This window comes from Mycobacterium sp. E3251 (genome assembly GCF_001666835.1).
In the GTDB taxonomy this organism is placed as follows: Bacteria; Actinomycetota; Actinomycetes; order Mycobacteriales; family Mycobacteriaceae; genus Mycobacterium.
The window spans coordinates 44,611-67,579 of record NZ_LZJF01000141.1 but is presented as its reverse complement, the minus strand read 5'-3'; the positions used below and the strand labels follow the sequence as shown (position 1 = coordinate 67,579).

The window sequence follows — 22,969 nt, the reverse complement described above, 5'->3', positions numbered from 1 at the left end:
AGTCGAGCCAATGACCAATCCGCGCGTTCGCCGCCGGGCCTCCCGCGCGGCCGGCCCCGCGAAAGGGGAGGCGAGCGAGGCCGCCACGGTGCAGGTCGAAGCCGCGCCGGCGCAGCCGGCCAAGTCCGTCAAGACGCTCAAATCCCTCAAGCCGCCACCGCGGCGGCAGCCGCACCGCGCCTTGGTGGCATGGATTTCGTTCGCGGCCGCGGTGTTGGCCATCGGCGCGCTGGCCGGCTGCTTGGCCGTGCTCGTCGTCCAGCAGCGGCACGCCAACGCCCAGCAAGCGCGCGACCAGCGGTTCGTCGACACCGCCACGCAAACGGTGGTCAACATGTTCAGCTACAAGCAGGACAACATCGACGAGAGTGTGAACCGCTTCTTCAACGGCACCAGCGGACCGCTGCGCGGCATGCTCGGCGCCAACAACAACATCGAGAACCTCAAGGGCATCTTCCGCTCCACCAACGCGACGTCGGAAGCGGTCATCAACGGTGCCGCGCTCGAGGGAATTGACACCGTAACCGACAACGCGTCCGTGCTTGTCTCGGTGCGGGTGACAGTCGCCGACATCGACGGCGTGAACAAACCGTCCATGCCCTATCGCCTGCGAGTGATCGTGCACGAGGACGAGCAGGGCCGGATGACGGGCTACGACCTGAAGTACCCCAACGGGGGTAATTGATGCGGTGGCGGCGCCGGCTGCTCATCGTCGCGGGCTACCTCCTGATTCTGGTGTTCGTCGGGTTGTCCGCGGCGGCAGGCTGGTTCTACTGGGGGCGGGTGCAGACGCGCGGCGAGGAAGCGGCGCGGGCGGTGCTACCGGCCCTGGCTACCAAGGAGATTCCCCAGGTCTTCGCCTATGACTATCAGACGGTGGAACGCAGCCTCAGCGACGCGTACCCGCTGTTGACCCCCGACTATCGCCAGGAATTCCGGAAAAGCGCGAACGCGCAGATCATTCCGGAGGCCAAGAAACGCGAAGTGGTCGTCCAGGCGAACGTCGTGGGCGTGGGAGTGATGTCCGCCAAGCGTGATTCGGCATCGCTGATGGTCTATATGAACCGCACCGTGACCGATAAAACACGCCAGCCGCTCTACGACGGCAGCCGGCTGCGGGTCGACTTCAAGAAGATCGGCAAGCAATGGCTGATCGCCTACATCACGCCGATCTAGTAGCACATCGCAATCCCGTTGCAGTACAACGGATAACGTTCGATCGGGCTGGGCGGCGGACCGGCCAAGGCCAAGGAGAACGGCGTTTTCTTCATCTCCGGCTGCATCCCGCAGACGGCGCCGTGCAGGCTGGTGTGGGTGCCGCTCATGTTCTCGTCGCTGAACGCATACGTGTCGGTGGACGGTGCAGTGCCGCCGCCCGGACACGAAACCCCGTCTGATTTCTCGACTTTGAATGTCCACAGCATGCTGGTCATCCGGGCCCTGCCGCTGAAGTTCTGCAGTTTGTCCGCGGCGCTGATCCGCTCGTTCGTCGAGCTGACGATGTTCAGGGCGCAGTTCATCGCGAACACGATCGGGTCGGAGTAGTCGTTCATGTTCCGGGTTCCGGACGGCTGATCGCACAGGGCCGAGATCGTCCAGGTCACCCCGGAAACCCCCGCCTCGTTGTAGTTGTAGTTGCCATCCGGCGGCGGTCCGATCGCGTGCGCGGGGTCACCGGAATCCAGCGCGATCCCGATGGCGACTGCCGAGAAGATGCCTGCGCCAGCGGCCAACCCGCGACGGAGCTTCACAGTGCCCTCCCTTCTCGGACCTTCCCCTGGACCGATCCCCCGAGTATCACAGCGTTTGCGCGGCAGCACCATGGGTTCGCGCGGCCTACTTGGCGTCCTGCGCCTGCGGCTCCGCCAATGCGTCCAGGAATGAGCGCGCCCAGCGGTCGACGTCGTGGGCGAGGACCTGCCGCCGCATCGACCGCATCCGGCGCCGGCCCTCCTCGACGGGCTGGTTCAGCGCCGCTTCGATCGCGTCCTTTACGCCCTCGAGGTCGTGCGGGTTGACCAGATAGGCCTGCCGGAGTTCGGCGGCGGCGCCGGTGAATTCGGACAGGACCAGCGCACCGCCGAGGTCGCTGCGGCAGGCGACGTACTCCTTGGCGACCAGGTTCATGCCGTCGCGCAGCGGGGTGACCAGCATGACGTCGGCGGCCACGAAGAACGCGATCAATTCGGTGCGGGGGACCGGACGGTGCAAGTAGTGCACCACCGGATGACCGACCTCGGCGTACTCGCCGTTGATGTGGCCCACCTCGCGCTCGATGTCGTTGCGCAGAATCTGGTAACTCTCCACGCGTTCGCGGCTCGGCGTCGCGAGCTGCACCAGAACGGTGTCGTCGCGTTTCGCGCGTCCCTCCGCAAGCAGTTCCGAGAAGGCCTTCAGCCGCACATCGATGCCCTTGGTGTAGTCGAGCCGGTCGACGCCGAGCAGCACTTTGCGGGGGTTGCCCAGCTCCGTCCGAATCTCCCGTGCGCGCCGCCTGATGTCGCGGTCGCGGGCGGCCTGGTCGAGCGAGCCGGAATCGATGGAGATGGGGAAGGCGCCCACCCGGACGACGCGCGACCCGAGATCGACCTCGCCGTACCGTGTGCGCACGCCGACCGAGCCTCGGGAGGTGTTCACGCCGATCAGTCGCCGCGACAGGAACAGGAAATTCTGGGCGCCCCCGGTCAGGTGGAAGCCCACCAGGTCCGCGCCGAGCAGGCCCTCGATGATCTCGGTGCGCCACGGCAGCTGCATGAACAGTTCCACCGGCGGGAACGGGATGTGCAGGAAAAAGCCGATGGTCAGGTCGGGCCGCAGTTCCCGCAGCATCGCCGGCACCAGTTGCAGCTGGTAGTCCTGCACCCACACGGTCGCGCCCTCCGCGGCGGCGCGGGAGGTGGCCGCGGCGAAGCGCCGATTGACCTCGACGTAGCGGTCCCACCATTGACGGTGGTAAATCGGTTTGACGATGACGTCGTGGTACAGCGGCCACAGCGTGGCGTTCGAGAATCCCTCGTAGTACTGGGCGATGTCGTCGGCGCTCAGCCGCACCGGGCGCAGCTCCAGGTCGTCCTGGACGATGGGCTCGTCATCGAAGTCGGTCTCTTCCTCGGCGACGCCCGCCCAGCCGACCCACGCTCCCCGCCGGCGCCGGAGCAGCGGCTCCAGGGCCGTCACCAGGCCGCCGGGGCTGCGCTTCCATGCGGTGGTGCCGTCGGGAAGCCGTTCCTGATCTACCGGCAGCCGGTTGGCGACCACCACAAAATCGGAATTCCCGAAGGGTGTTTTCGAGTCGTGCCCGTCCCCGGGTGCCATTTACGCGTCGAGTTTTGCGGGCCCAATACCGAGCATGGACAGGAAGACGCGGCACTCGTCGGCGTCGTTCGCATAGGCCGCGACGACTCGCCTGGCCTGGCTCGCGGTGCTGTCGGCAACCGGTTCGACGTCGCCGATCTCGCCAGGGTCAGATTTCGTAGCCATGACATAACTGTAGGTGATGCAGGATGAGCAGGTGGGTGAGGACTTGATGTTCGAGTTCCTCGACGTGGTCGTAGAGCGGCACGGAGTGCGGGCGCTGGACGGCCTGACGGCAGCCATCCCGGGTCGGGGCGTGACGGCGGTGTTCGGGCCGTCGGGCGCAGGCAAATCCACCCTGCTTCGCCTGTGCAACCGGCTCGAGGTGCCGACGAGCGGCACGGTGTCGTTCTGCGGCGAGGACGTCGCCGGCATCGATCCGCTGTGGTTGCGGCGCCGGGTGGGCATGTGTTTCCAGCGTCCGTCGCCGTTTCCGGGGACGGTCGCCGACAACCTGCGGGCAGCCGATCCAGACGCATCCGACGGACGGATGCGCGACACCCTGTCCCGCGTCGGTTTGACCGGATCCTGGCTGGACCGCGACGCCACCGCCTTGTCCGGCGGGGAGGCGCAGCGAATGTGCCTGGCCCGCACGCTGATGGCCCGACCGCAGGTGTTGCTCCTCGACGAACCCACCTCCGCGGTCGACGCCGAAGCCGCCAGGGTGATCGAGCGTGCGGTGCGTGACCTGGCGGCCGACGGGATTCCCGCGCTGTGGGTCACCCACGATTCGGCGCAGGTGGAACGCGCCGCGGACCGCGTCCTGCACATCGAGCGGGGCCGAAGCCTGGGGCTCGGCCCGGTCGGGTCGGCGGCGTGATGAACGGCCAGGTCGGCTGGATGGGCCTGGCGGCGTCGCTGATTCTGGTGGCGGTCGCAGCGGCGGTCTCGCTCTGGCAGCGGTTGGGGCTGCAGGGCCAGCTCGCATGGGCGGCGGCTCGCGCCCTGGCGCAGCTGCTGCTGGTCGGCGGCGGCCTGACCTTGCTGTTCGAGCCCGGCCGTTCCCTGTGGTGGTCGTGGGCGTGGGTGGCCGGCATGGTGGCCTACGCGGGGGATCTCGCCCGACGTCGGGCGCCTGAGGTGCCGCGACTCGCGCCGCTGACGATCGCGGCGTTCGCCGCCGCGGCCGTGATCACCCTCGGGGTGATTTTCGGACTGCGGGTGTTCCCCCTGCAGGCGCGGACGTTGGTGCCGGTCGCCGGGATGATGATCGGCAACTCGATGACCGCCACGGTGTTGGTGGCCCGGCGGCTGGTCGACGAGCTCCGCGACAAGCGCGACGAGGTCGAGGCCAGGCTCGCCCTCGGGCAGCCCTCCCGTCAGGCCGCCTCCCCGTACCTGCGAACCGCGTTGCGGTCGGCGATATCGCCGCAAATCGAAACCACCAAAGCCACCGGGCTGGTGTTCCTCCCGGGTGCCATGACGGGGCTCATCCTCGCCGGCGTGCACCCGGTGCAGGCCGTGCTGGTCCAGGCCGTCGTGATGTTCTTGATCCTGGGCTCGGTGGCGGCCACCACCGTCGTCGTCGCACCGGGACTGATCCGCCTGGCGTTCACCCGCGATCACCGTCTGTTGCCGCTGGGCATGCGGCCGGACGGCTCACCCACCCACCGGTGACCCACTTACACACTGGCCGTAATGTGTAACGACGTCGGACCTGACAACAAGTGAGGTGGGCCGCATGACACTTTCCGAGCAAACCGGTGCCCAGACGGGCAACGCCGAAGCTGACGAGTTGGTCAGCTACGAAACCCTCGACGAGGGCCGCATCGCGCGGATATGGCTGAACCGGCCGGAAGCCCACAACGCGCAAAGCCGCGGCCTGCTGGTCCAACTCGACGAGGCGTTTCTGCGCGCCGAGGCCGACGACACCGTGCGCGTGGTGATCCTGGCGGCGCGCGGCAAGAACTTCTCCGCGGGCCATGACTTGGGCTCAGAGCTGGCGATCGCGGAGCGTAGCCAACTTCCGAGCTTCCGGATCAACGGCGGGACGCGCGATCCGATCGTGGAGAAGATCTACCTGCAGGAATGGCACTACTTCTTCCAAAACACCTGCCGTTGGCGGGATTTACGCAAAATCACCATCGCCCAGGTGCAGGGCAACGCGATCTCCGCGGGTCTGATGCTGATTTGGGCGTGCGACCTGATCGTGGCCGCCGACAATGCCAAGTTCAGCGATGTCGTCGCGGTGCGCTTGGGGATGCCCGGCGTCGAATATTATGCCCACCCTTGGGAATTCGGTCCCCGCAAGGCCAAAGAGCTGCTGCTGACCGGAGATTCGCTCGACGCCGACGAAGCCTATCGGCTCGGCATGGTGTCCAAGGTGTTCCCGGTCGACGAGCTGGCCGACAAGACGCTCGAATTCGCCCGGCGCATCGCCGACCGGCCCACGATGGCGGCGCTGCTCGTCAAGGACTCGGTCAATGCCGCTTCCGATGCAATGGGATTCACCGAGGCCCTGCGGCACGCCTTCCACATCCACGAGCTGGGACATGCGCACTGGGCGGCCCACAACGAGAACAGGTACGCGGTCGGACTGCCGCCCGACGTCGAGGACTGGCGCAACGCGAAGCCGACACAGGTGGCCCGCCGCGATACGCCGTAGCGCACGCGGCCACCCATTGCCGCGGTGACTTCTCCGCGTGGTTCGATATCTAGAACCTGTTTCAGTTTGAGAGGGCGTCGCGTGCATCTTTCTTTCGAAAACCGGACATATCTGGTCACCGGCGGTGGCAGCGGGATCGGCAAGGGCGTGGCCGCGGGGCTGGTCGGGGCGGGCGCCTCGGTCATGATCGTCGGCCGCAATCCCGACCGGCTGGCGGGGGCCGTCAGCGAGATCGAAGCGCTTCACAGTGGCGGCTCTATTCGCTACGAGCCGACCGACGTCACCAACGAGGAGGAGGCCGCCCGCGCGGTGGACGCCGCCACGGCCTGGCACGGCCAACTCCACGGCGTGGTGCACTGCGCGGGTGGCTCTGAGACCATCGGGCCGATCACCCAGATCGACTCGGAGGGCTGGCGGCGCACCGTCGACCTGAACGTCAACGGCACCATGTACGTGCTCAAGCACGCCGCGCGCGAGCTGGTCCGCGGCGGCGGTGGTTCGTTCGTGGGCATCTCGTCGATCGCCGCCAGCAACACCCACCGATGGTTCGGCGCCTATGGCGTCAGCAAGTCGGCCGTCGATCACATGATGCAGCTGGCCGCCGACGAACTCGGCCCGTCCTGGGTGCGCGTCAACAGCATCCGCCCGGGCCTGATCCGCACGGATCTGGTCGCCCCGGTCTTCGCGTTGCCGGAGGTGAGTGAGGACTACCGCGAGTGCACGCCGCTGCCAAGGCCCGGCGAGGTCGAGGACGTCGCCAACCTTGCGATGTTCTTGCTCAGCGACGCAGCGTGCTACATCACCGGGCAGATCATCAACGTCGACGGTGGGCTCATGCTGCGCCGCGGCCCGGACTACTCCGCCATGCTGGAACCCGCGTTCGGCGCCGACGGGCTACGCGGAGTCGTCTGAAGCCAGGCCGGCGTCTCGATCGGCGAGCGTGGCGAGCGCCGACCAGTCCAGGTGTCCGCCGCCGGTGGCCACCAACGTAAGGAACCGGTCACGCAGCAGGCTTGCCACAGGCAGCGGCACCTGCAACTGCTCCGCGGCGGCGAGCGCCAGGCGAACATCTTTGAGGCCCAGCTGGGCGGCGAACCCGGCCGGCTCGAATTCCCGGCGGGCGATAAGCCCGCCGTAGGTCTGATAGACGGGGGCCGCGAACAACGTCGACGTGAGGATGTCGACGTACTGCTGCCTGTCGACCCCCGCCTTGGCCACCAGCGCGACGGCTTCACTGACGCTCTCGATCACCGAAGCGATCAGGAAGTTGCCGCTCAGCTTCACCAGGTTGGCCGTGTGCGGCTGCTCAGACACCACAAAGGTTCGCTGGCCGATCGCGTCGAATAGCGGGGATAGCGGTTGCAGCATCTGCGGCGCACCCGCCGCGACGATGAAAAGCTTTGCGGCAGCGGCCGCTTCGGGCCGACCGAATACCGGCGCCGCGGCATACCGCTGGCCCGCTTCACCGTGCGCGGCGGTCAGGCGCTCCGAGAGGGCAACGCTGATGGTGCTCGACGAGACGTGCGTGGCGCCCGGGGTCAGTGCCGCCAGAATCCCTTGTTCGCCGAACGCAACGGCCTCGACCGCGCGGTCGTCCGCCAGCATGGTGAACACCACGTCGCCGGTGCAGGCCTCGGCGACGGTCGAGGCGGCGGTGGCGCCCCGCTCGACCAGGCCCTGCGCCTTGCCGGGGGAGCGGTTGTAGACGGTGACCTGATGGCCCGCCCCGATCAGGTTGGCGGCCATGCCCTGGCCCATGTTGCCCAAGCCGATGAATCCGATGTCCATGCACCCACTCTGCCTTGTCGGCGGCCGCCCTTTGCGATGATGAGCGCCTAGTGACGCGACGAGCACGGGAGCGAGCAATGAATCGACTCGATGGCAAGCGAATCCTGGTGACGGGCGCCGCGTCGGGGATCGGGCAGGCGACCGCGCTGCGGCTCCTCGACGAGGGCGCCACCGTGGTCGCCTCCGACGTCGCCGAGGGCGGCCTGGACGCCACCCGGGCCCGTGCCGACGAGGCCGCGACCGCCGGCCGCCTCACCACCGTGCCGATGGACGTGGGCAACGAGGACTCGGTGATTGACGGCGTGCGCCGGGCCGTCGACGGGCTCGGCGGCCTCGATTCGTTGGTCAATGCGGCCGGCATTCTGCGCGCCGCGCACACCCACCAGACCAGCCTGGACCTGTGGAACCAAATCGTCGGCGTCAATCTGACCGGGACGTTTCTCGTTGTGCGCGAAGCACTTCCGACGCTACTGGCGAATCCTCGCAGCGCGATCGTCAATTTCAGTTCAACCTCGGCGTCGTTCGCCCACCCGTATATGGCGGCATACGCGGCAAGCAAAGGCGGAATTCAGGCCTTCACCCATTCACTGGCGCTTGAATACGCGCGTGATGGTCTGCGCGCCGTCTGCGTGGCACCTGGCAGCATCAAGTCCGGAATCACCGACGCGACCGGGGGATACATCCCGAAAGACGCTGACTGGTCGTTGTTTTCGAGGTTGATGCCGATCCTGCCGACCACGGTGGAGTCCAGCGGCACCGGGATGGCCGACCCGTCGGCGGTCGCCGGGGTGATCGCCATGCTGGTCTCCGATGACGGCGCGTTCATCACCGGCACCGAGATCCGCATCGACGGCGGGACGCACGCCTAACCGGAATGCGACCCGGCTTGGCCGCTAGTTAACGCACGGCACGCCGCCGCCGTCGATCGGTTTCCCTTGATCCGGCGTCGGATAGGTCGTGGTGGTGCCGTTGTAGTAATAAGTCTTGGCTTTGGTCGACGTTGTGGTGGTGCTCGACGTTTCGTCCGAAGTGCCGTCGTCAACCATCGACACCGAGAAATTGGTGTCAACGGTCACCCTGATGTGTCCGGGCTGGACGCTGGGGTCGGGCTGACTCGGCGCGTCGAGGCCGAGCAGTTTGGCCACGTTACGCGCGTCGGTTTCCGCCCCGGCGCCATAGGCGACGGTGCTCGCCGTCGGCTCACCCGAATTGCGGTCCCGGGTCTGCCCCGTGGTGTAGCCGTGGTTCTGCAGGGCGTGGGACACCTCGGTCGCGAGTCCGCTCATGCTGCCGGCATTGATGACGTCGACGATGGTCGACGGACTCGGTTTGGCGGCCGTGGTGGCGGGCGTCGTGGTCGGGGGCGCGGCGCCGATCGCCGTGGCCACCTCCGCCTTGATCGCGGCCGGGTCGATGATGTTGACGTCCTGGCCGTCGATGTTGTCGTAGCGCACTACCGGCAGCGTCCGGAACTCGACGTGTCCGCCGGACGCCAGCGAACCCAGCCGCTGGATCATCTCCTCGTCCCAACCGGAGGACAACACCACATCCTTACGCGCCACCGCCATGAGGCCCTTGAGCTTGTCCAGGTTGGTGAAGGTTCCCGAGGCCTGCAGCTCCTGCATGACCGACGAGATGAACGCCTGCTGCCGGTGGGTCCGGTCCAGGTCCCCGTTTTCCAGCCCGTGGCGCTGCCGGACGAACGACAACGCCTGGGAGGCGTCCAGCGTCTGCCGCCCTGCCGGGAAGTCGGCACCGGAATACGAGTCGTAGACGGGGTGGTTGAGGCAGACCTCCACCCCGCCCAGGGTCTGCGCCAGGTCGAAGAACCCGGCCAGATTGACCTCGGCGAAATAGTCGATCGGAACGCCGGTCAGGCTGCGCACGGCACGCAGGGTCGCCGCCCGGCCGGCTTCGCGACCCTTCGTCTCGAGTTCCTTCTGGCTGCTGGTGCCCTGATTGGCAAGCTTGTTCGCGACGTACTGCTTGGTGAGGCCGTACGCCTCCTTGATCTTGATGTGGTTGTATCCGGGGACCCCGGTGAAGGGCACCCAGTCGTCGCGCGGGATCGAGAAGGCGACAACCTTGTTGTCGGCACTGACGTGCACCAGGATCAGCGTGTTGGTGTTGTAGCCGCCGTCGTCGGAATCGCCGGCGTGCAGATGCTTCAGGATCGACCAGGGCAGGTCGTTGCCGTCCTGATCTTTGCGGGAGTCCAGCCCGATCAGCAGGATGTTCATGTCGTCACCGCTGGACCGCGGATCGTCGGGCTGCAGGGCGTTCGAAACGGTGATGCCGCCCAGCGCGCCGTGGGCCACGTAGTACCCGGCCCCGGTCAGCCCGACCGCCGCCACTGAGATCAGCGCGCCCAGGGTACGCGTCAGCCCTTTACGGAAACGTGAGGGTTGGCGCACGGCTCGATGACGGCGATGGGCACCGCCCGAGCGGGCCATCACAAACCTCTGCCCACGCTTAGCGCATCACCAGCCACCGCAACGGCGGTTTGCGGCGATGTCGCTTCAAGCATGGTGTCAAGTATGCGTTAGCTTGCTGTGAAGCCCCCAATCGAGAACGCTTCCCAGGTCGGCCCGTTGCGCCGGCCCGCGGGCGCGTTAGCGGTGGCAATCTGAGCCTGACCAGCGCGTTCCGGCTCGAGCGTCGCATCGTGGTTTCGACCACGTCACACTTCCGAGGGGACCGACTCGAACCTGTTATCGAGTCGAGACACCGCTACCGGGCTTGGACCAGGTCCTCGCCCGACTCGTAGAAAACGGTGATGTTCGAGCCGGTCACGATTTCGGCGAGATAAACACCCAACGGCTCGACTTCGTAGTAGTAATGCACATTGCCTTGCGGGTCCACCGCCGTCGCGCAGGACAAGCCCGGCGCCCCGCATCGTTGCTTGATCGGGATGGCGAGAATGGCGAGCGCCACCACCACGGCAATCCCGATCATCATGGGGACCCTCGTGATTGCCTGCCTCGTCGTGGGGGCCTGATGCATCACCGTTGGAGTCTAAGCGGGACGCCCGCCCGGTTCGGCGCGGCGCAGTAGGGTTTCTCAGCTATGACCATCACCAACCCGGAGGGCCCGCCGTCGCCGCAGACCCGGGTCGAGGTACTGGGCAACATCGGACCCAACTGGTTCGCCTCGGTGATGGGCACCGGGATCGTCGCCATCGCCGGTGCCACCCTGCCCGTGCATGTGGTGGGATTGCGCGCATTCGCCCAGGTGGTCTGGGTGATCGCCGCCGTCCTGCTCGTGGTGCTGATCGTCCTCGTGGGCGGGCACTGGTTGCGCCACCCCACCGTTGCGCGCACGCACGCGCGCAATCCGCAGATGGCGCACTTCTACGGCGCCGCCCCGATGGCGTTGATGACGGTCGGCGGGGGAGCGGTGTTGGTCGGCAGGGACCTGGTGGGCGAACGCATCGCCGTCGACCTGGATTGGGTGCTGTGGACCGCCGGAACGCTGGGCGGGCTGTTCACCGCGGTGAGCATCCCGTTCTTGATGTTCACCCAGCACAACGTCGAACCTGACGCGGCCTTCGGTGGCTGGCTCATGCCGGTGGTTCCGCCCATGGTGACCGCGGCGACCGGTGCATTGTTGCTGCCGCACCTGTCGCCGGGCACCGGCCGGGAGACCATGCTGTACGGCTGCTACGCGATGTTCGGGCTGTCGTTGCTGGCTTCCCTGAACATCATCGCGATGATTTGGGCGCGCCTGACGCTGTATGGCACGTCGGGTTCCGCGCGGGTGCCAACGCTGTGGATCGTCCTGGGTCCCCTCGGCCAATCCATCACCGCCGCGGGGCTTTTGGGTGCTGGCGCCGGTCTGGCCGTCGACCCCGAAGTGGCCGAGGACATGAACGCCTTCGCGATCCTGTACGGAGTTCCGGTGTGGGGCTTCGCGGTGTTGTGGATCGCGCTCGCCACCGCGCTGACGGTGCGCACACTGCGGCGCGGCATGCCGTTCGCCCTGACGTGGTGGAGCCTGACCTTCCCGGTCGGAACCTTCGTCACGGGTACCTCCCAGCTCGCCGGCCACACGCATCTGCCCGCGTTCCGGGTGGCCGCGGCCATCGCGTACACCGGCCTGTTGTTCACCTGGCTGCTGGTGGCCGCGCGCACCGCGCGGGGCAGCCTCCGCGGCAACCTGCTCAAGCTGCCCCCGAGCACCACGCCGGTGAAGGCGAGTAAGGAACCGGTGTCCTGACGGGCGTCGGTAAGCAAGGCCCTAGGCGTTTCGTCCCCCGGGGTCGGCGGGTAGGCAACGCTGAGCCGATCGGAGGGCTAAATGATGGACTCAAGCGAGCCGCCGGAGCGGGGTACTCCGAGCGAGACACCCGAGCGACCGGCGCCGACGGAAACACCTGAACGGCTCACACCGGCGCATGCGCCGGAGCGTTTGACGCCGGCGGAACCGTCCGAGCGTTAGGCGCGGACACAAGCAGCTTGATGAGGAGCGGAGGTCGAGGATGCGCGCTGAAGAAGGCGACGAAACGGTCAAGGACTACGCCGCCGAGGGCAAACAGGCCCTCGGCCGGATCAACGCTTCACGACGACCGGGGTACCGGCTTGGCGATGTGGCCCGGCGGTTCGCCAAGTTGTGGCGGGGCGATCACGCGCCGGAGGACAAGCCCGGGTCCCCGGGCTAGTCACGCGGGCGCCGGGTACCGGTGCGCCCAGGGCCCGGCTTCTTCGAGCTGTGCTGCCAGCTGAAGTAGATCGCCGTCGGCGCCCAGGCGCCCCACCAACTGCACACCGAGCGGAAGTCCGGCCTCCGTCCAATGCAGGGGCACGCTGATCGCGGGCCGCCCGGTGATATTGGCGAGTTGCGTGTACGGCACCCAGCCCAAGCTTTCCTGAATCAGTTGATCGAGAATTCCGCTGCGCGCCATGACTTTTCCTGCCCGCAGCTTGCTGGCGAGGCGGGCCACCTGTTGCAGCGGGCGCGGCGTCGTTGTGGCGCCCACCCGAAGGGGCGGCGTGGCCAGGGTCGGGGTCAATAAGAAATCGAAGGTCTCGTGGAACGTCGACAGGGATCGGATGTGATCGTTTCTGTTCTCCAAGGCGAAAATGGGCGCCAGAACGCCGGTGGCACGGGCGAGTTCACTCACGGCCAAGGTGTCGGCCTCGAAATCGCGGTCGTGGGCGCCCATGCGTTGTCTGGCGTCGGCGACGTGCTGATAGAGCTGCGCGAACCAAATGGTGAGAAAGTCGCGCGCCAGCGCGGCGTCGTCGTACGGGGGCGGGACCTCCTCGACCCGGTGTCCCAGATCGTTGAGGAGCGCCACCGCCCGTTCCACCGCGGCGACGGCTTCCCGATCGGGATGCGGGTTTATCGCCGAGGACCACGAGTATCCGATGCGCAGCGTGCCCGGCCGGCGCTTGATGTGGTCGGCGAAAGTGCCTTGCGGAAGAGCAACTTCGTAGGCGGCGTGCGGATCGCGGCCGACGATCGCGTCACACAGCGCGGCACTGTCGCGCACGGTGCGTGACACCACGCCCTGGGTCACCATCCCAAACATCGGCTCGCCGGTCTGCGGGCCGTAGGGCGACAGCCCCCGGCTGAACTTGAGCCCGACCAGCCCGTTGCAGGCGGCGGGAATGCGGATCGATCCACCACCGTCGTTGGCCCCGGCCGCGGGGACGACCCCGGCCGCGACCGCTGCGCCGGATCCACCCGAGGAACCGCCGGGAGTGTGCTCGGTGTTCCACGGGTTGCGAGCGGGGCCCCAGTAATCCGATTCCGTCACGCCTTTGGCCCCGAACTCAGGCGTATTGGTCATTGCGAAGATCACCAGCCCCGCGTCCAGGAACCGCTGAGTCACCAGGGCATGTTGGTTGGCCACGTCATTGGCCAGCGAACGGGAACCGCTCGAGGTCGGAAAGCCGCGATACTCCTGGGCAAGGTCTTTGATCACGAAGGGCACACCGGCAAAAGGTCCGCGCAGGCTCGGGTCGGCGGCCCGCCGGTCCGCCACATCACCGAGTCGGCGGACGATCGCGTTCAACCGCGGATTCACCGCTTCCGCTCGCTGGCGCGCCAACGCGAGGAGTTCGGTCGGCGTCACCTGCTTGCGGTCGACCAGTCCGGCCAACGCGGTCGCGTCCAAGGACATGTACTCGTCAAGCTGCATCGGTTTCTCCTCTGGACGCCCCGCTGCATCGTATTGGAGCAGCTTCGAGACCGGGTCGGCGCCGAAGCGGCTTAGTATCACCTGATGCCCATGGCAGTGGAACCGTTTTCGATCCAGGGGCCCGGCGGCGTGCGCATCGTGGCCGACCGGCTCGGCGATCCTCAAGCACGCGCCGTGGTGTTCCTGCACGGCGGCGGGCAGACCCGCCGCTCCTGGGGCAGGGCAGCGGCAGCCGTCGCCCAGCGTGGTTGGCAAGCCGTCACGGTCGACCTGCGCGGCCACGGCGAATCGGACTGGTCTGAAGAAGGCGACTACCGCGTCGTCAGCTTCGCCGGCGACGTCCAGGAAGTGCTGGGCACGCTGCCCCCACAGCCGGTGCTGGTCGGCGCCTCTCTGGGCGGGTTCACCTCGATGCTGCTCGCGGGTGAGATTTCCCCGGGCATCGCCAGCGCGGTCGTGTTGGTCGACATCGTGCCGAACATGGACCAGTCCGGCGCCAATCGGATACACGCCTTCATGTCCGATCGGGTGGAATCTGGCTTCGCCTCGCTGGACGAGGTCGCTGACGCGATCGCCGAATACAACCCACACCGCCCACGGCCAACCGACTTGGACGGCTTGACCACGAATCTGCGCCGACGTGGCGATCGCTGGTATTGGCACTGGGATCCCCAGTTCATCAGCGGGACCGCCGCATATCCCCCTTTCGAGGTCACCGACCCCGAGCGCATGCACGCCGCCGTCGACGCCATCCTTCGCGGCGGCGTGCCGATGCTATTGATCCGGGGCCAGATGAGCGACCTCGTCAGCCAGGAACGCGCGGACGAATTCCTGGCGCGCTTTCCGCAGGTCGAGTTCACCGATGTGCGCGGTGCCGGGCACATGGTCGCCGGCGACCGCAACGACATCTTCGCCGACGCCGTCCTGGGGTTCCTCGCCCGGCATCTCGACGACTGATCGGTTGTTCGTCGGCCTAGGGTCAAAATCGTTGTCCGGCAGGGTATTCGCTAAACATTTTGTCGTTCATGTCAATTCGGTTGTATCGGGCGGGGCTCCTCGAGCGGCCGAAACCCGCTGGCGCTGTTAGCATGCTGGCCGACACATCAAGAGAGGCGGCGTGGCATTGCGGTGGTTGCGAAGTTTGGGCTTGGTCGGTGCTGTGCTCGCCGCCGCGACGGCGCTGGCGAACCCGGCGCAGGCCGATCCAGGTGTCACGCCGGGCATCAAGGTCGAAGACGAAAAAAGCTCGTGCACATCGGGTTTCGCGGCGCAGGGCAATGACGGCAGTTACTACCTGATGACCAGCGGCCACTGCGATGCCCACGATGGCTCACAGTGGACATACGGCAATGACGTCCCCCTGGGAAAGATCACCGCCAGCGAGAAGGAGGGTGACGCGAGGGACGCCGCCATCATCCTCCTTCGCCCGAGCGTGGGGGCGCCCCTCGGAGATGTCGGAGGACGATACACTGTCCGGGATGTGTTGAGCGCTAACCAGATTCGCGAAGGCATGCCTTTCTGTAAATTGGGTGCGGTCACCGGTGAGACCTGTGGTTCCGTCACACACGTAGACGGTGACGTTGTCGAAGCCAGCGTGTTCAGCCTCAATGGCGACAGCGGCAGTCCGGGTTTCGTGAAGAACCCGGACGGCACCGTAAGTGCCGTGGGCCTGTTGATGTCCTCACCCGACGGCGACGACTACACGACCTACTTCACGCTCATCGACCCGCTGCTGGGCAGGTGGGGGTTGCACGTTCTCCCTTGACTGCGACCGCGCCCGCACGGTTTTAACACAGCGTTTGTAACTTGCGGGTAGCGGGTATCCGCGCGCCGCGGCACTGCCCAGGGCTCGCTAGGTTGACGAGGCCAATGAGTTCGTTATTGCGACACCAGCGACACGAAGGAGAGCAGTAGTGAAGCGTGGGATCGTCGTCGGCGTGGCGGGTGTGGCCGTAGTGGTCGCGGCGTGTGCCGGCTGTTCGGGTAACAAGTCAAGCACGGGATCGTCGGGTTCCTCGTCGCCGTCAGCGACGGGTCCGCAGGTCATCGTCGACGGCCAGGCCCAGAACGTCAGCGGTCAGGTCACGTGCGCGCCGGCGGGCGACAACACCAACATCGGCATCGGCGACCCGACAGCCGGGGTCGGCGCCGTGGTCAGCAACGCCAACCCGCCCATCGTGCACTCGGTCGGGCTCGGCAGCGTCAACGGCATCACGCTCGGCTTTTCTGACGCGGCCCCCAATCAAGGGGGCAACGCGGGGGCCGCGGTCAACGGGAAGACTTACGCAATCAAGGGCACCGCGACCGGGCTCGACATGAGCAACCCGCAGCAACCGCAGCCGGTGACCAAATCTTTCGAGTTGGACGTGACCTGCCCGTAGTGCAGGGGACCGAGACCCAAGAGGGGACGCAGCTATGTCTATGAAACGTGTCGTCGGCGCGGCGGCCGTCGCGGCGGGCCTGAGCATCTCCGCGGTTACCTTGAACGCGGGTTCGGCCTTCGCGGCTCCGCTCGACCCACCCCCGCCGTGCCCTGGCTGCCATGGCGGTGGCGGTGGCGGTGGCGGCGGGGGCAACCCCGGCGGCCCCGGCGGTCAGCAGGGCGGCCCCGGTGGGCAGCAGGGCGGGCCCGGCGGGCAGCAGGGCGGGGGCAACCCCGGCCGGCAACAGAGTGGACCCGGCGGCGCGCCCGGTGGCCAAAACAATCCTCCCCAGGGTGGGCACGGGCAGAACCCACCGCAGGGTGGACAGAACAACAACCCGCAGCAGGGCGGACAGAACTCGCCGGCGCCCAACCAGTCCCCCCAGCAGGGCGGGCAGAACAACCCACCGCAGGGCGGACAGAACTCGCCGGCGCCGAACGACCACGGGCAATACCCTCAGCAGGGCGGGCCGGGCAACCAACCGGGTGATCACGATCAGAACGGACCGGGTGGACAACCCAACGCCCCGGCGAACGAGCACAACCCGCCGCCGCAGGGCAGGCAGGCCCTCAACCCGCCGAGCACCCAGCCTCCGCATCAGCCCTACGTTCCGCGCGGGACGTACGTCAGCGGTAACGCCCAGGTTGGCGGGCCCGGCGATGCGCGGGCGGGCTTCAGCATCGTCGACCACGGGGCACCTCCGCCACCCCCGCCGCGGGGACACGGCTGGAACGACGGTCCGGCGCCCGGCCACGCGCCACCCCACTGGGTGGGCGCGCCCCCTCCAGGGGGTTGGGACGGCCCGCCGCCTCCCGGTGGCTGGAACCGTCCGTGGTCCGGGCCGCAGCGTGACGTCGCCGTCGCGCAGGTCGATTTCGGGCCGTTCCAATACGACTCCTACACCGCCATCCCGGTCTTCAACTGGCAGTTCGGCGGCTGGGGCTTCTGGTACATGGGAGTTTGGGTTCCGCTGTACTGACGATCCGCCGGTCTAGCCCATGCGCCCGTTGGCGGGCGGCGATCGAGTCGTCGTGGCAGGCTCCGGGGAATGGATGTGCGAGAGAACGTCCGCCGAGCCATCGACGTGATGACGGCTTGGACGTCTGACAGCGGCAACGAGTTCGCCTGGAGCCGGCTGGTCGAGAACGTGATCGATGAGCCGGATGGGGAGATCATGCTTTTGATGGGCTTCGTGAACCTCGCGGGCGAACTGGGGATCAAGCTGGAGAAGGCCACCGGTCAAGACGTTCGATCGCACCTGCAAGACATCGCCCTGAAGTACCTGTGAGGGGCGCGTGAACGCGATGGAGAAACGGTTCGTCCGGGTCGCTCACGACGGCGGCGTACGCACCATCGAGCTGACCAACTCGAAACGGCTCAACATCGTCGGCACGGGCGCCGTGGAGGAATTGACCCAGGCTTTCCGTGCCGTCGGCGATGACGGTGACGTCCGGGTGGTCGTGCTGCGCGGGGCAGGGGACGCGGCGTTCATCGGTGGGGCCGATATCAACGAGATGGTCGACCTGGACCGGGTTAGCGCCGAGGCGTTTATCCGTCGGCTCGCGACGCTGTGCGAGTCGATCCGCGAATGCCCCGTCCCCGTCATCGCCCGGCTGGCCGGCTACTGCCTCGGCGGCGGGCTCGAGGTCGCGATGTGCTGCGATCTGCGGATCGCCGAATCCGGCGCCGTATTCGGCATGCCGGAGGTGGCGGTCGGGATCCCCTCGGTGATCCATTCGGCCTTGATGCCCGCGCTGATCGGGGCGTCGCACGCGGCCTGGCTCCTGCTGACGGGCGAGACGATCGACGCACGCACGGCCGCGACGTGGGGTCTGGTGCATGAGGCGCTCGCCGCCGACGCGCTCGACTCGCGCATCGCCGAACTCACAAGCAAACTAGCCGGATTCGGCCCGAATGCGGTCCGGCAGCAAAAACGCCTACTCAACAAGTGGTTCGACATGACCGTCCACGGGGCGATCGAGGACAGCATCGAGCAGTTCGGTCTGGCCTTTTTGACCGGGGAGCCGCAACACCATATGCGAGCGTTCCTCGCCCGCAAGAAGGACCGGGCGTAGCGGCGGCGGCGTTACTGCGGATGGGTCGCGAGGTAGTCCCCGACCGGGACCGGTGACGGCGCCGCGTAACCGACCGGGAGCAACACGTCGCCGGCGGTGGTGACGTAATAGACGTCCCATCGGTAGTAGGTGGGAAACGCGGCGGGGTCGGTTGCGATCAGTTCGGCGTATTGGTCGACCGCCCGGACGTATTCGTGTGCGTGGTTGTAGCCGTAGATGGCGCGGTCGGGGTCGTCGGTGAAGCCGTTGGCGGCGAGGAAGCGGCCCGCCGCCATGATGCTGTCGCGCGGCGAATTGATATCGCCGCCCTGGCCGTAGGTGGCGAATGTGGACGGCAAGAACTGCATCGGGCCTTGGGCGCCGGCCGTGCTCGTGCCGTTGATGCTGCCGAATCGGGTCTCGACCAGGTTGATCGCCGCCAGGTAGTTCCAGCCGACGCCGGTCTCCGCTTCCGCCGCGTGGTAGTCATTCATCAGCTCGTCAACGGGTGCGGGCGGTTCGATCCGCCACGCGGGCAGGGTGTCTTTCGCGGGTGTCATCGCCTGAAGCTGGCGACGGGCATCGAGGTTACGGTCGTAGACGTCAGCCAGCTCCGGCGGTATGCGCGGCCGGATGATCGAGTCCCACTCGGGATGCCGCCCAATGGCGCGGTACGCGGCCTGCTCGCGGTGCGCCGCCGCCGTCAGCGCCGGCTCCGCCGCCGACGGGTCACGCAGCGCACGCTCGTCCGCGACGAGGTCGTCGGCCAACCGAGCCGGGTCGGACGCGAGTTGCGGCTGCGCGCCAAGGGGCGGATTTGGTGCTGCGGCAACGGTTCTCGAGGCAAGTGGTGCGGCAGCAGGCGTCGCTGCGGTTGAAGCCGTCGTCACCGTCGCATTGGGCTTCGCCGTCGGGGACGAACAGCCGACGACCAGGAACGCGATTACGCCGAGAAACACCGGCGCGGCGACTGTCGGCCTGGGGCTCACTGAAGTCACTTCCGTCGATTTGCCCTGAACAGTCTTTCGCATTTGACCGCCTGAGATCAATGCCGTTGCGAGTATCTCCCTAGGGGGACTTCGAGGTATTCCTGAAGTGCAAAACCTGAGTAATCTCAACGCGATTCACGCGCCGTGGCAGTAAGAGCCCGAGGCGACCGGGAAAGCCCCTCGAGTTGCAGGCGGCCGCGGCTTATTCCAGACTTGAGAATCGCCCGCCCAGCAGAGTGGAAAGCAACATGGCTGACGCCGCGGCTGAACCGAACGAGAGACGGACCAGGATTCGCCGAGCTGCGACGACCACGGCAACCGCCAAGGTCGCCTCCCGTCTCATCCGTCCGGCGCTGCTCACCGTGGTGGTGACGGCGCTGATCACTGCCCCGGGTACCCGCCCTCTGCTGCCGCCGGGGTGCGCGATCGGTTGGACGATGGTCGGGCATGTGGTGATCTTCGTGCCCGACTGCACGCAGCGGTCGCCGTCGCCACCGCCCCCGACCGACGGACCGCCAGGTCCCGTCCCGCCTCCGGCGCAGTAGGCGACGGAGCGTGGCCGAGACGGGTCGCGGTCAGGCCGGCATCGCGCTCAGGCGCTCAGGGCTTGGGAGCTGCGGAATCGCTATTGGGGCGGTCGGAGAAAGTCGGAAGTTGCACCGGTTCCGCATCGCGACTGGCAGGTGACACGACCTCGGGCTCGTAGCGATGTGAAAACAAATCGGACGATGTCATGAAGCGGGTCCTCAAGTTAGTTTGGCTCCGGCCCAAACATGGTTGGCTGGGCGAAGGGCGATCGATTCGTGGATCTGATCATCTCCACAAGAATTTGGTTAGTCGGCAGCGCGAACATGGACTGCTGCCACCAATCTACACGCCAGAATGAGCAACGACGCGGCGCCGAGCGCCTGTCATTCGTCGAGCCCGAAATTCTTGCCCATCTGTGTCCTGCCGGAAGCGGCCCGAAACACCCTTTAACGTGCTGTGGGCTGGTGGGAAACAACCCACCAGCCCACACGGTAGAACTCGCCCTAGACGGCGGTCACTCCGACTGCCTGCGGACCCTTGGCCCCCTGCTCGACACTGAACTCAACTCGCTGGTTTTCCTCCAGCGACCTGTAGCCGTTTCCCTGGATTTCCGAGTAGTGGACGAACACATCTGCTGCGCCGCCGTCCGGAGCGATAAAACCGAAGCCTTTTTCGCTGTTAAACCATTTCACAGTTCCCTGTGTCATACCTTCAACTTCTCTCATTTTGAACGGATGCCGACGGGCATCCCGGGCAAGCGTACCACGCGGGGTATGGGAAAGATGTAATCGACTGCGCCAGAACGTTTTTCATGTCATTCGAAGGCCGACTGGCAACGAATCGGATCCGGGGCCTCCGGCCTGTCACCGCGCCACCTCGATGAGCCATGCGCGGGGTCCAACCGGCAACAGTGACGGCCGGCCCGCAGCGAGTCTCCCCCGGCGTTCGGGGCCGTTCGAGGCAACGTTGGCAACGCCATCTGGCCAGCGGGGACGCAGCCGTGTAAGGGCGCCGTCATCGGCCCGCATTTACCGGGGGTTGTGACGTTGTCCTGACACGCTCAAACTGGTTGATATGCGCGACCGCGAGACCATCGATGCGGAATTGCGGCGCATCGCGCTCGGGCGCCAAGCGGGCCGGGAGCACGGCGGTCAGCCGTCATCGCGCGAGGTTGACGAACTGCTCGACGAGCTCCTGGCCCACAGTGTCGGGGCGTCTCTCCCCGCGGCGGCCAAAGCGCATGAAACCGACATTGCCGCCAACACCGGGTCGCGGGGCGGCCAAATCGGCACCACGCTTCGCCGGCGTAAGGGCGTGTCGCGGCACTTGGGCCTGCTCGCGGCGTTGCCGTTATCTCTGGTGGCCGTCGTCGCCGCGGTGGTGATGATGTTTTCGGTCCACCGCGAGGATTCATCGGCCCAGCCGTCGGAAGCACCGCCATCGGCTTCGCCCACGCCCAAACCCGTTGTGCCGCAAGCACCCACTCCGCGAACCGAGGTCGCCGACGCGGCGTTCATCGCCGCGTTGAAGCACGAAGGGGTACCAGTCCCGAGCCACGAATACGTGATGACCCAAGGTCACGCGGTCTGCGACTTCCTGGCGCACCAACCCAATTTTGCGGATGCGGTCGAATTCGTTCGGCGATCGTCGATTTGGGACGCCAATCAAAGCGCCGAAGTCACCGCGGGCGCCATCGTCGCTTACTGCCCCCAGTCGCAACCCGCCTCAGCGGCCGACTTGTCGCCGGCCTACCAGAATGCGCTCTCCGATCTGCAGGCCATCGAGGGAAAGCTGCAAGGCATCGAAGGGGATTTGCAGGGTATCCAGGGAGGTCTGGACCGCATCCCAGGCCCGCCGTACTCGCCCTAGCAGCGTCGGGGACGTCTTGACTGCGGCTCCGCGCGGATCTTCGGCGGTGAACGAGGACCGTGAAGGGGAATTACGGAGGGTTTGGCTGTTCAGCGGCGTCGTAACCAGATGGCGATGCCGACGACAGCGGCCAGAATTGCCAAGGCCACGGGAACGACACCACCTGATCGCAGTGCATCGTTCGCCCGAGCGACGATGCGGTTCGGCTGTGTTGAGCTCTCGAAGTTGTGAGCCGAGGGCTCGTTCGTTTGTTGGCTACTCGGTTGTTCAGCAAGGGTGCGGCCTGAACCCGGAACACTGACGGGCGGGATGGTCGACCCCGGCTGGCTTGCCTGTCGAGGCACGACTGGACGTTGCGACGGGCTTTCGTAGGCTCCGACTTCGTGCGCGCGCGCCACTGCCGCCAAGGGCGGTGGTCCTGCCTCCGTCGCCGAAGCCACGTCCGGAAAGGCAGCATCGGAGGCAGCGGCCTTCGGCTCGCGGTCGCGTCCCCGTCGCCGCACCCAAGCCTCGTCTCCCAACTCGTCGGGAATCAGCCACATCAGCAGGGCGAAGTTGACCACCCCGAGTAAACCGTGCAGGACGATGTCAGCGGCGTGAAATCCCAGGGGTGTCGGTACCGTGCGCGCGGTGGCCACGCTGCTGAAGAACAACAAGAGCAGGTAGGCCACCGCACTCAGCGCCGTGACAGTCACCGCCGCTCGGCGATTGCCGACAGCCGCGATGGCCAGTACCCCAAGCGTCAGCAGAATCGCGCTCTGCGCCGGAGTCAATGCCAGCCCGAGAACTGGGGTGCCGGTGGGCACCGCGTGCGGATGCAGGGCAGCCGAAATCAGCCCGGCAATGCCGAACGCCGTCACCAGCACTCCCTCGCCGAGCAGCAACCAACGCCCGCTGCGGAAGCGCCCCGGGTCCATCCGGACCCTGTGCAAATCCGAAGTCATCCCGGGAACGGGCCCCGCCGTAACCGGCATCGCGCGACCTCCACCTGAACAACACGTCCTACGTCATCGGCTACCCACTACGGCCGGTGCTACGCCAGAGTCGTTGCGCCGGCTGGTCGAACAGCTTCTTCGAACCCGGCGACTTCGATCACCGGGGACGACGGGTGCGCTCACGTAAGGCGGCGACCGAAGGGGTACTTCGGCCCCTTCCCTAGCAATGGGGTCAGCGCTACGATCTCCCTGCACGGAGACATGTGATGCTCAGGTTAGCTA

27 protein-coding genes are annotated in these 22,969 nt (G+C 66.8%); 17 read left to right on the top strand and 10 right to left on the bottom strand.

All coding sequences use genetic code 11. The annotated features are described in order from the left end of the window. The first annotated feature begins 10 nt into the window (after positions 1–10). Entirely contained in the window at positions 11–685 is a 675-nt protein-coding gene (locus tag A5697_RS17100; RefSeq protein ID WP_067946113.1) for a mammalian cell entry protein, read from the top strand. After that, positions 685–1,176 carry a mammalian cell entry protein gene (locus A5697_RS17095; RefSeq protein ID WP_067946111.1) on the top strand — a complete coding sequence of 164 codons (492 nt, stop codon included), beginning with the start codon at positions 685–687 and terminating at the stop codon, positions 1,174–1,176. Before A5697_RS17100 ends, A5697_RS17095 begins: the two co-directional genes overlap by 1 nt. On the opposite strand, the gene A5697_RS17090 is transcribed toward A5697_RS17095, so the two are convergent. From A5697_RS17090 to A5697_RS27805, 3 genes are all read right to left on the bottom strand, one after another. Beyond that, positions 1,173–1,751 carry a hypothetical protein gene (locus A5697_RS17090; RefSeq protein ID WP_067946109.1) on the bottom strand — a complete coding sequence of 193 codons (579 nt, stop codon included), beginning with the start codon at positions 1,749–1,751 and terminating at the stop codon, positions 1,173–1,175. The two genes, A5697_RS17095 and A5697_RS17090, sit on opposite strands and share 4 nt — an antisense overlap. An 85-nt stretch (positions 1,752–1,836) precedes the next feature. Then, positions 1,837–3,315, bottom strand: a complete 1,479-nt coding sequence (locus A5697_RS17085) for a trehalose-6-phosphate synthase (protein WP_068011459.1) — start codon at positions 3,313–3,315, stop codon at positions 1,837–1,839. Next, positions 3,316–3,480, bottom strand: a complete 165-nt coding sequence (locus tag A5697_RS27805) for a hypothetical protein (protein ID WP_102419489.1) — start codon at positions 3,478–3,480, stop codon at positions 3,316–3,318. A gap of 16 nt (positions 3,481–3,496) precedes the next feature. Here A5697_RS27805 and A5697_RS17080 point away from each other — a divergent pair, with 16 nt between their 5' ends. From A5697_RS17080 to A5697_RS17065, 4 genes are all read left to right on the top strand, one after another. Continuing rightward, entirely contained in the window at positions 3,497–4,174 is a 678-nt protein-coding gene (locus A5697_RS17080; protein ID WP_197501040.1) for a phosphate ABC transporter ATP-binding protein, read from the top strand. After that, positions 4,174–4,971, top strand: coding sequence for an iron export ABC transporter permease subunit FetB (gene fetB / locus A5697_RS17075; protein ID WP_068011458.1), 798 nt, complete (start codon positions 4,174–4,176; stop codon positions 4,969–4,971). Before A5697_RS17080 ends, fetB begins: the two co-directional genes overlap by 1 nt. Positions 4,972–5,035: 64 nt before the next feature. Next, the gene (locus A5697_RS17070; RefSeq protein WP_068011457.1) at positions 5,036–5,959 is read left to right on the top strand and encodes an enoyl-CoA hydratase; all 924 of its coding nucleotides are present in this window, start codon (positions 5,036–5,038) and stop codon (positions 5,957–5,959) included. Positions 5,960–6,040: 81 nt separating this feature from the next. Beyond that, entirely contained in the window at positions 6,041–6,871 is an 831-nt protein-coding gene (locus tag A5697_RS17065) for an SDR family oxidoreductase (protein ID WP_067951447.1), read from the top strand. On the opposite strand, the gene A5697_RS17060 is transcribed toward A5697_RS17065, so the two are convergent. Continuing rightward, on the bottom strand, positions 6,854–7,747 hold the full coding sequence (locus tag A5697_RS17060) for an NAD(P)-dependent oxidoreductase (RefSeq protein ID WP_068011456.1): 894 nt from the start codon (positions 7,745–7,747) through the stop codon (positions 6,854–6,856). The genes A5697_RS17065 and A5697_RS17060 overlap by 18 nt on opposite strands. A gap of 77 nt (positions 7,748–7,824) precedes the next feature. On the opposite strand from A5697_RS17060, the gene A5697_RS17055 reads away from it, so the two are divergent. Beyond that, the gene (locus A5697_RS17055) at positions 7,825–8,616 is read left to right on the top strand and encodes an SDR family NAD(P)-dependent oxidoreductase (protein WP_067951444.1); all 792 of its coding nucleotides are present in this window, start codon (positions 7,825–7,827) and stop codon (positions 8,614–8,616) included. 24 nt (positions 8,617–8,640) lie between these two features. Here the strand turns inward: A5697_RS17055 and A5697_RS17050 are convergent, their stop codons facing one another. Both A5697_RS17050 and A5697_RS17045 read right to left on the bottom strand, forming a co-directional pair. Continuing rightward, positions 8,641–10,200, bottom strand: coding sequence for an LCP family protein (locus A5697_RS17050; RefSeq protein ID WP_156673340.1), 1,560 nt, complete (start codon positions 10,198–10,200; stop codon positions 8,641–8,643). 277 nt (positions 10,201–10,477) lie between these two features. Next, positions 10,478–10,705, bottom strand: a complete 228-nt coding sequence (locus A5697_RS17045) for a hypothetical protein (protein WP_231972093.1) — start codon at positions 10,703–10,705, stop codon at positions 10,478–10,480. A gap of 108 nt (positions 10,706–10,813) precedes the next feature. Here A5697_RS17045 and A5697_RS17040 point away from each other — a divergent pair, with 108 nt between their 5' ends. Together A5697_RS17040 and A5697_RS17035 are read left to right on the top strand one after the other, a co-directional pair. Beyond that, positions 10,814–11,962: a TDT family transporter gene (locus A5697_RS17040; protein WP_068011454.1), complete on the top strand. Its 1,149-nt coding sequence runs from the start codon at positions 10,814–10,816 to the stop codon at positions 11,960–11,962. A 262-nt stretch (positions 11,963–12,224) separates the two neighbouring features. Continuing rightward, on the top strand, positions 12,225–12,404 hold the full coding sequence (locus tag A5697_RS17035) for a hypothetical protein (protein WP_068011453.1): 180 nt from the start codon (positions 12,225–12,227) through the stop codon (positions 12,402–12,404). Here the strand turns inward: A5697_RS17035 and A5697_RS17030 are convergent, their stop codons facing one another. Continuing rightward, positions 12,405–13,889, bottom strand: coding sequence for an amidase (locus A5697_RS17030; protein ID WP_068011525.1), 1,485 nt, complete (start codon positions 13,887–13,889; stop codon positions 12,405–12,407). Positions 13,890–13,979: 90 nt separating this feature from the next. Between A5697_RS17030 and A5697_RS17025 the strand changes: the two genes are divergently transcribed. From A5697_RS17025 to A5697_RS17000, 6 genes are all read left to right on the top strand, one after another. Next, on the top strand, positions 13,980–14,846 hold the full coding sequence (locus A5697_RS17025; protein ID WP_197501046.1) for an alpha/beta fold hydrolase: 867 nt from the start codon (positions 13,980–13,982) through the stop codon (positions 14,844–14,846). A 160-nt stretch (positions 14,847–15,006) separates the two neighbouring features. Next, positions 15,007–15,654: a S1 family peptidase gene (locus A5697_RS17020; protein WP_067951436.1), complete on the top strand. Its 648-nt coding sequence runs from the start codon at positions 15,007–15,009 to the stop codon at positions 15,652–15,654. Positions 15,655–15,802: 148 nt separating this feature from the next. Continuing rightward, the gene (locus tag A5697_RS17015; protein WP_068011452.1) at positions 15,803–16,270 is read left to right on the top strand and encodes a lipoprotein LpqH; all 468 of its coding nucleotides are present in this window, start codon (positions 15,803–15,805) and stop codon (positions 16,268–16,270) included. Positions 16,271–16,310: 40 nt separating this feature from the next. After that, entirely contained in the window at positions 16,311–17,291 is a 981-nt protein-coding gene (locus tag A5697_RS17010; RefSeq protein WP_068011451.1) for an MAP_0585 family protein, read from the top strand. A gap of 69 nt (positions 17,292–17,360) precedes the next feature. Beyond that, the gene (locus tag A5697_RS17005) at positions 17,361–17,600 is read left to right on the top strand and encodes a hypothetical protein (protein WP_046185545.1); all 240 of its coding nucleotides are present in this window, start codon (positions 17,361–17,363) and stop codon (positions 17,598–17,600) included. A gap of 16 nt (positions 17,601–17,616) precedes the next feature. Next, complete coding sequence (locus tag A5697_RS17000) at positions 17,617–18,387, top strand: enoyl-CoA hydratase (RefSeq protein ID WP_067951450.1); 771 nt, start codon at positions 17,617–17,619, stop codon at positions 18,385–18,387. Positions 18,388–18,398: 11 nt separating this feature from the next. Here the strand turns inward: A5697_RS17000 and A5697_RS16995 are convergent, their stop codons facing one another. Then, the gene (locus A5697_RS16995; RefSeq protein WP_068011450.1) at positions 18,399–19,355 is read right to left on the bottom strand and encodes a lytic transglycosylase domain-containing protein; all 957 of its coding nucleotides are present in this window, start codon (positions 19,353–19,355) and stop codon (positions 18,399–18,401) included. A 248-nt stretch (positions 19,356–19,603) separates the two neighbouring features. On the opposite strand from A5697_RS16995, the gene A5697_RS16990 reads away from it, so the two are divergent. Continuing rightward, positions 19,604–19,900, top strand: a complete 297-nt coding sequence (locus A5697_RS16990; RefSeq protein WP_156673338.1) for a hypothetical protein — start codon at positions 19,604–19,606, stop codon at positions 19,898–19,900. 486 nt (positions 19,901–20,386) lie between these two features. Here A5697_RS16990 and A5697_RS16985 read toward each other — a convergent pair whose 3' ends face one another. Further along, entirely contained in the window at positions 20,387–20,590 is a 204-nt protein-coding gene (locus A5697_RS16985) for a cold-shock protein (protein ID WP_067951426.1), read from the bottom strand. Between the two features lie 367 nt (positions 20,591–20,957). On the opposite strand from A5697_RS16985, the gene A5697_RS16980 reads away from it, so the two are divergent. Beyond that, positions 20,958–21,752, top strand: a complete 795-nt coding sequence (locus A5697_RS16980; RefSeq protein ID WP_068011448.1) for a DUF732 domain-containing protein — start codon at positions 20,958–20,960, stop codon at positions 21,750–21,752. Positions 21,753–21,841: 89 nt separating this feature from the next. On the opposite strand, the gene A5697_RS16975 is transcribed toward A5697_RS16980, so the two are convergent. Continuing rightward, positions 21,842–22,696 carry a DUF4383 domain-containing protein gene (locus A5697_RS16975; protein ID WP_197501038.1) on the bottom strand — a complete coding sequence of 285 codons (855 nt, stop codon included), beginning with the start codon at positions 22,694–22,696 and terminating at the stop codon, positions 21,842–21,844. Positions 22,697–22,969 lie beyond the last annotated feature (273 nt).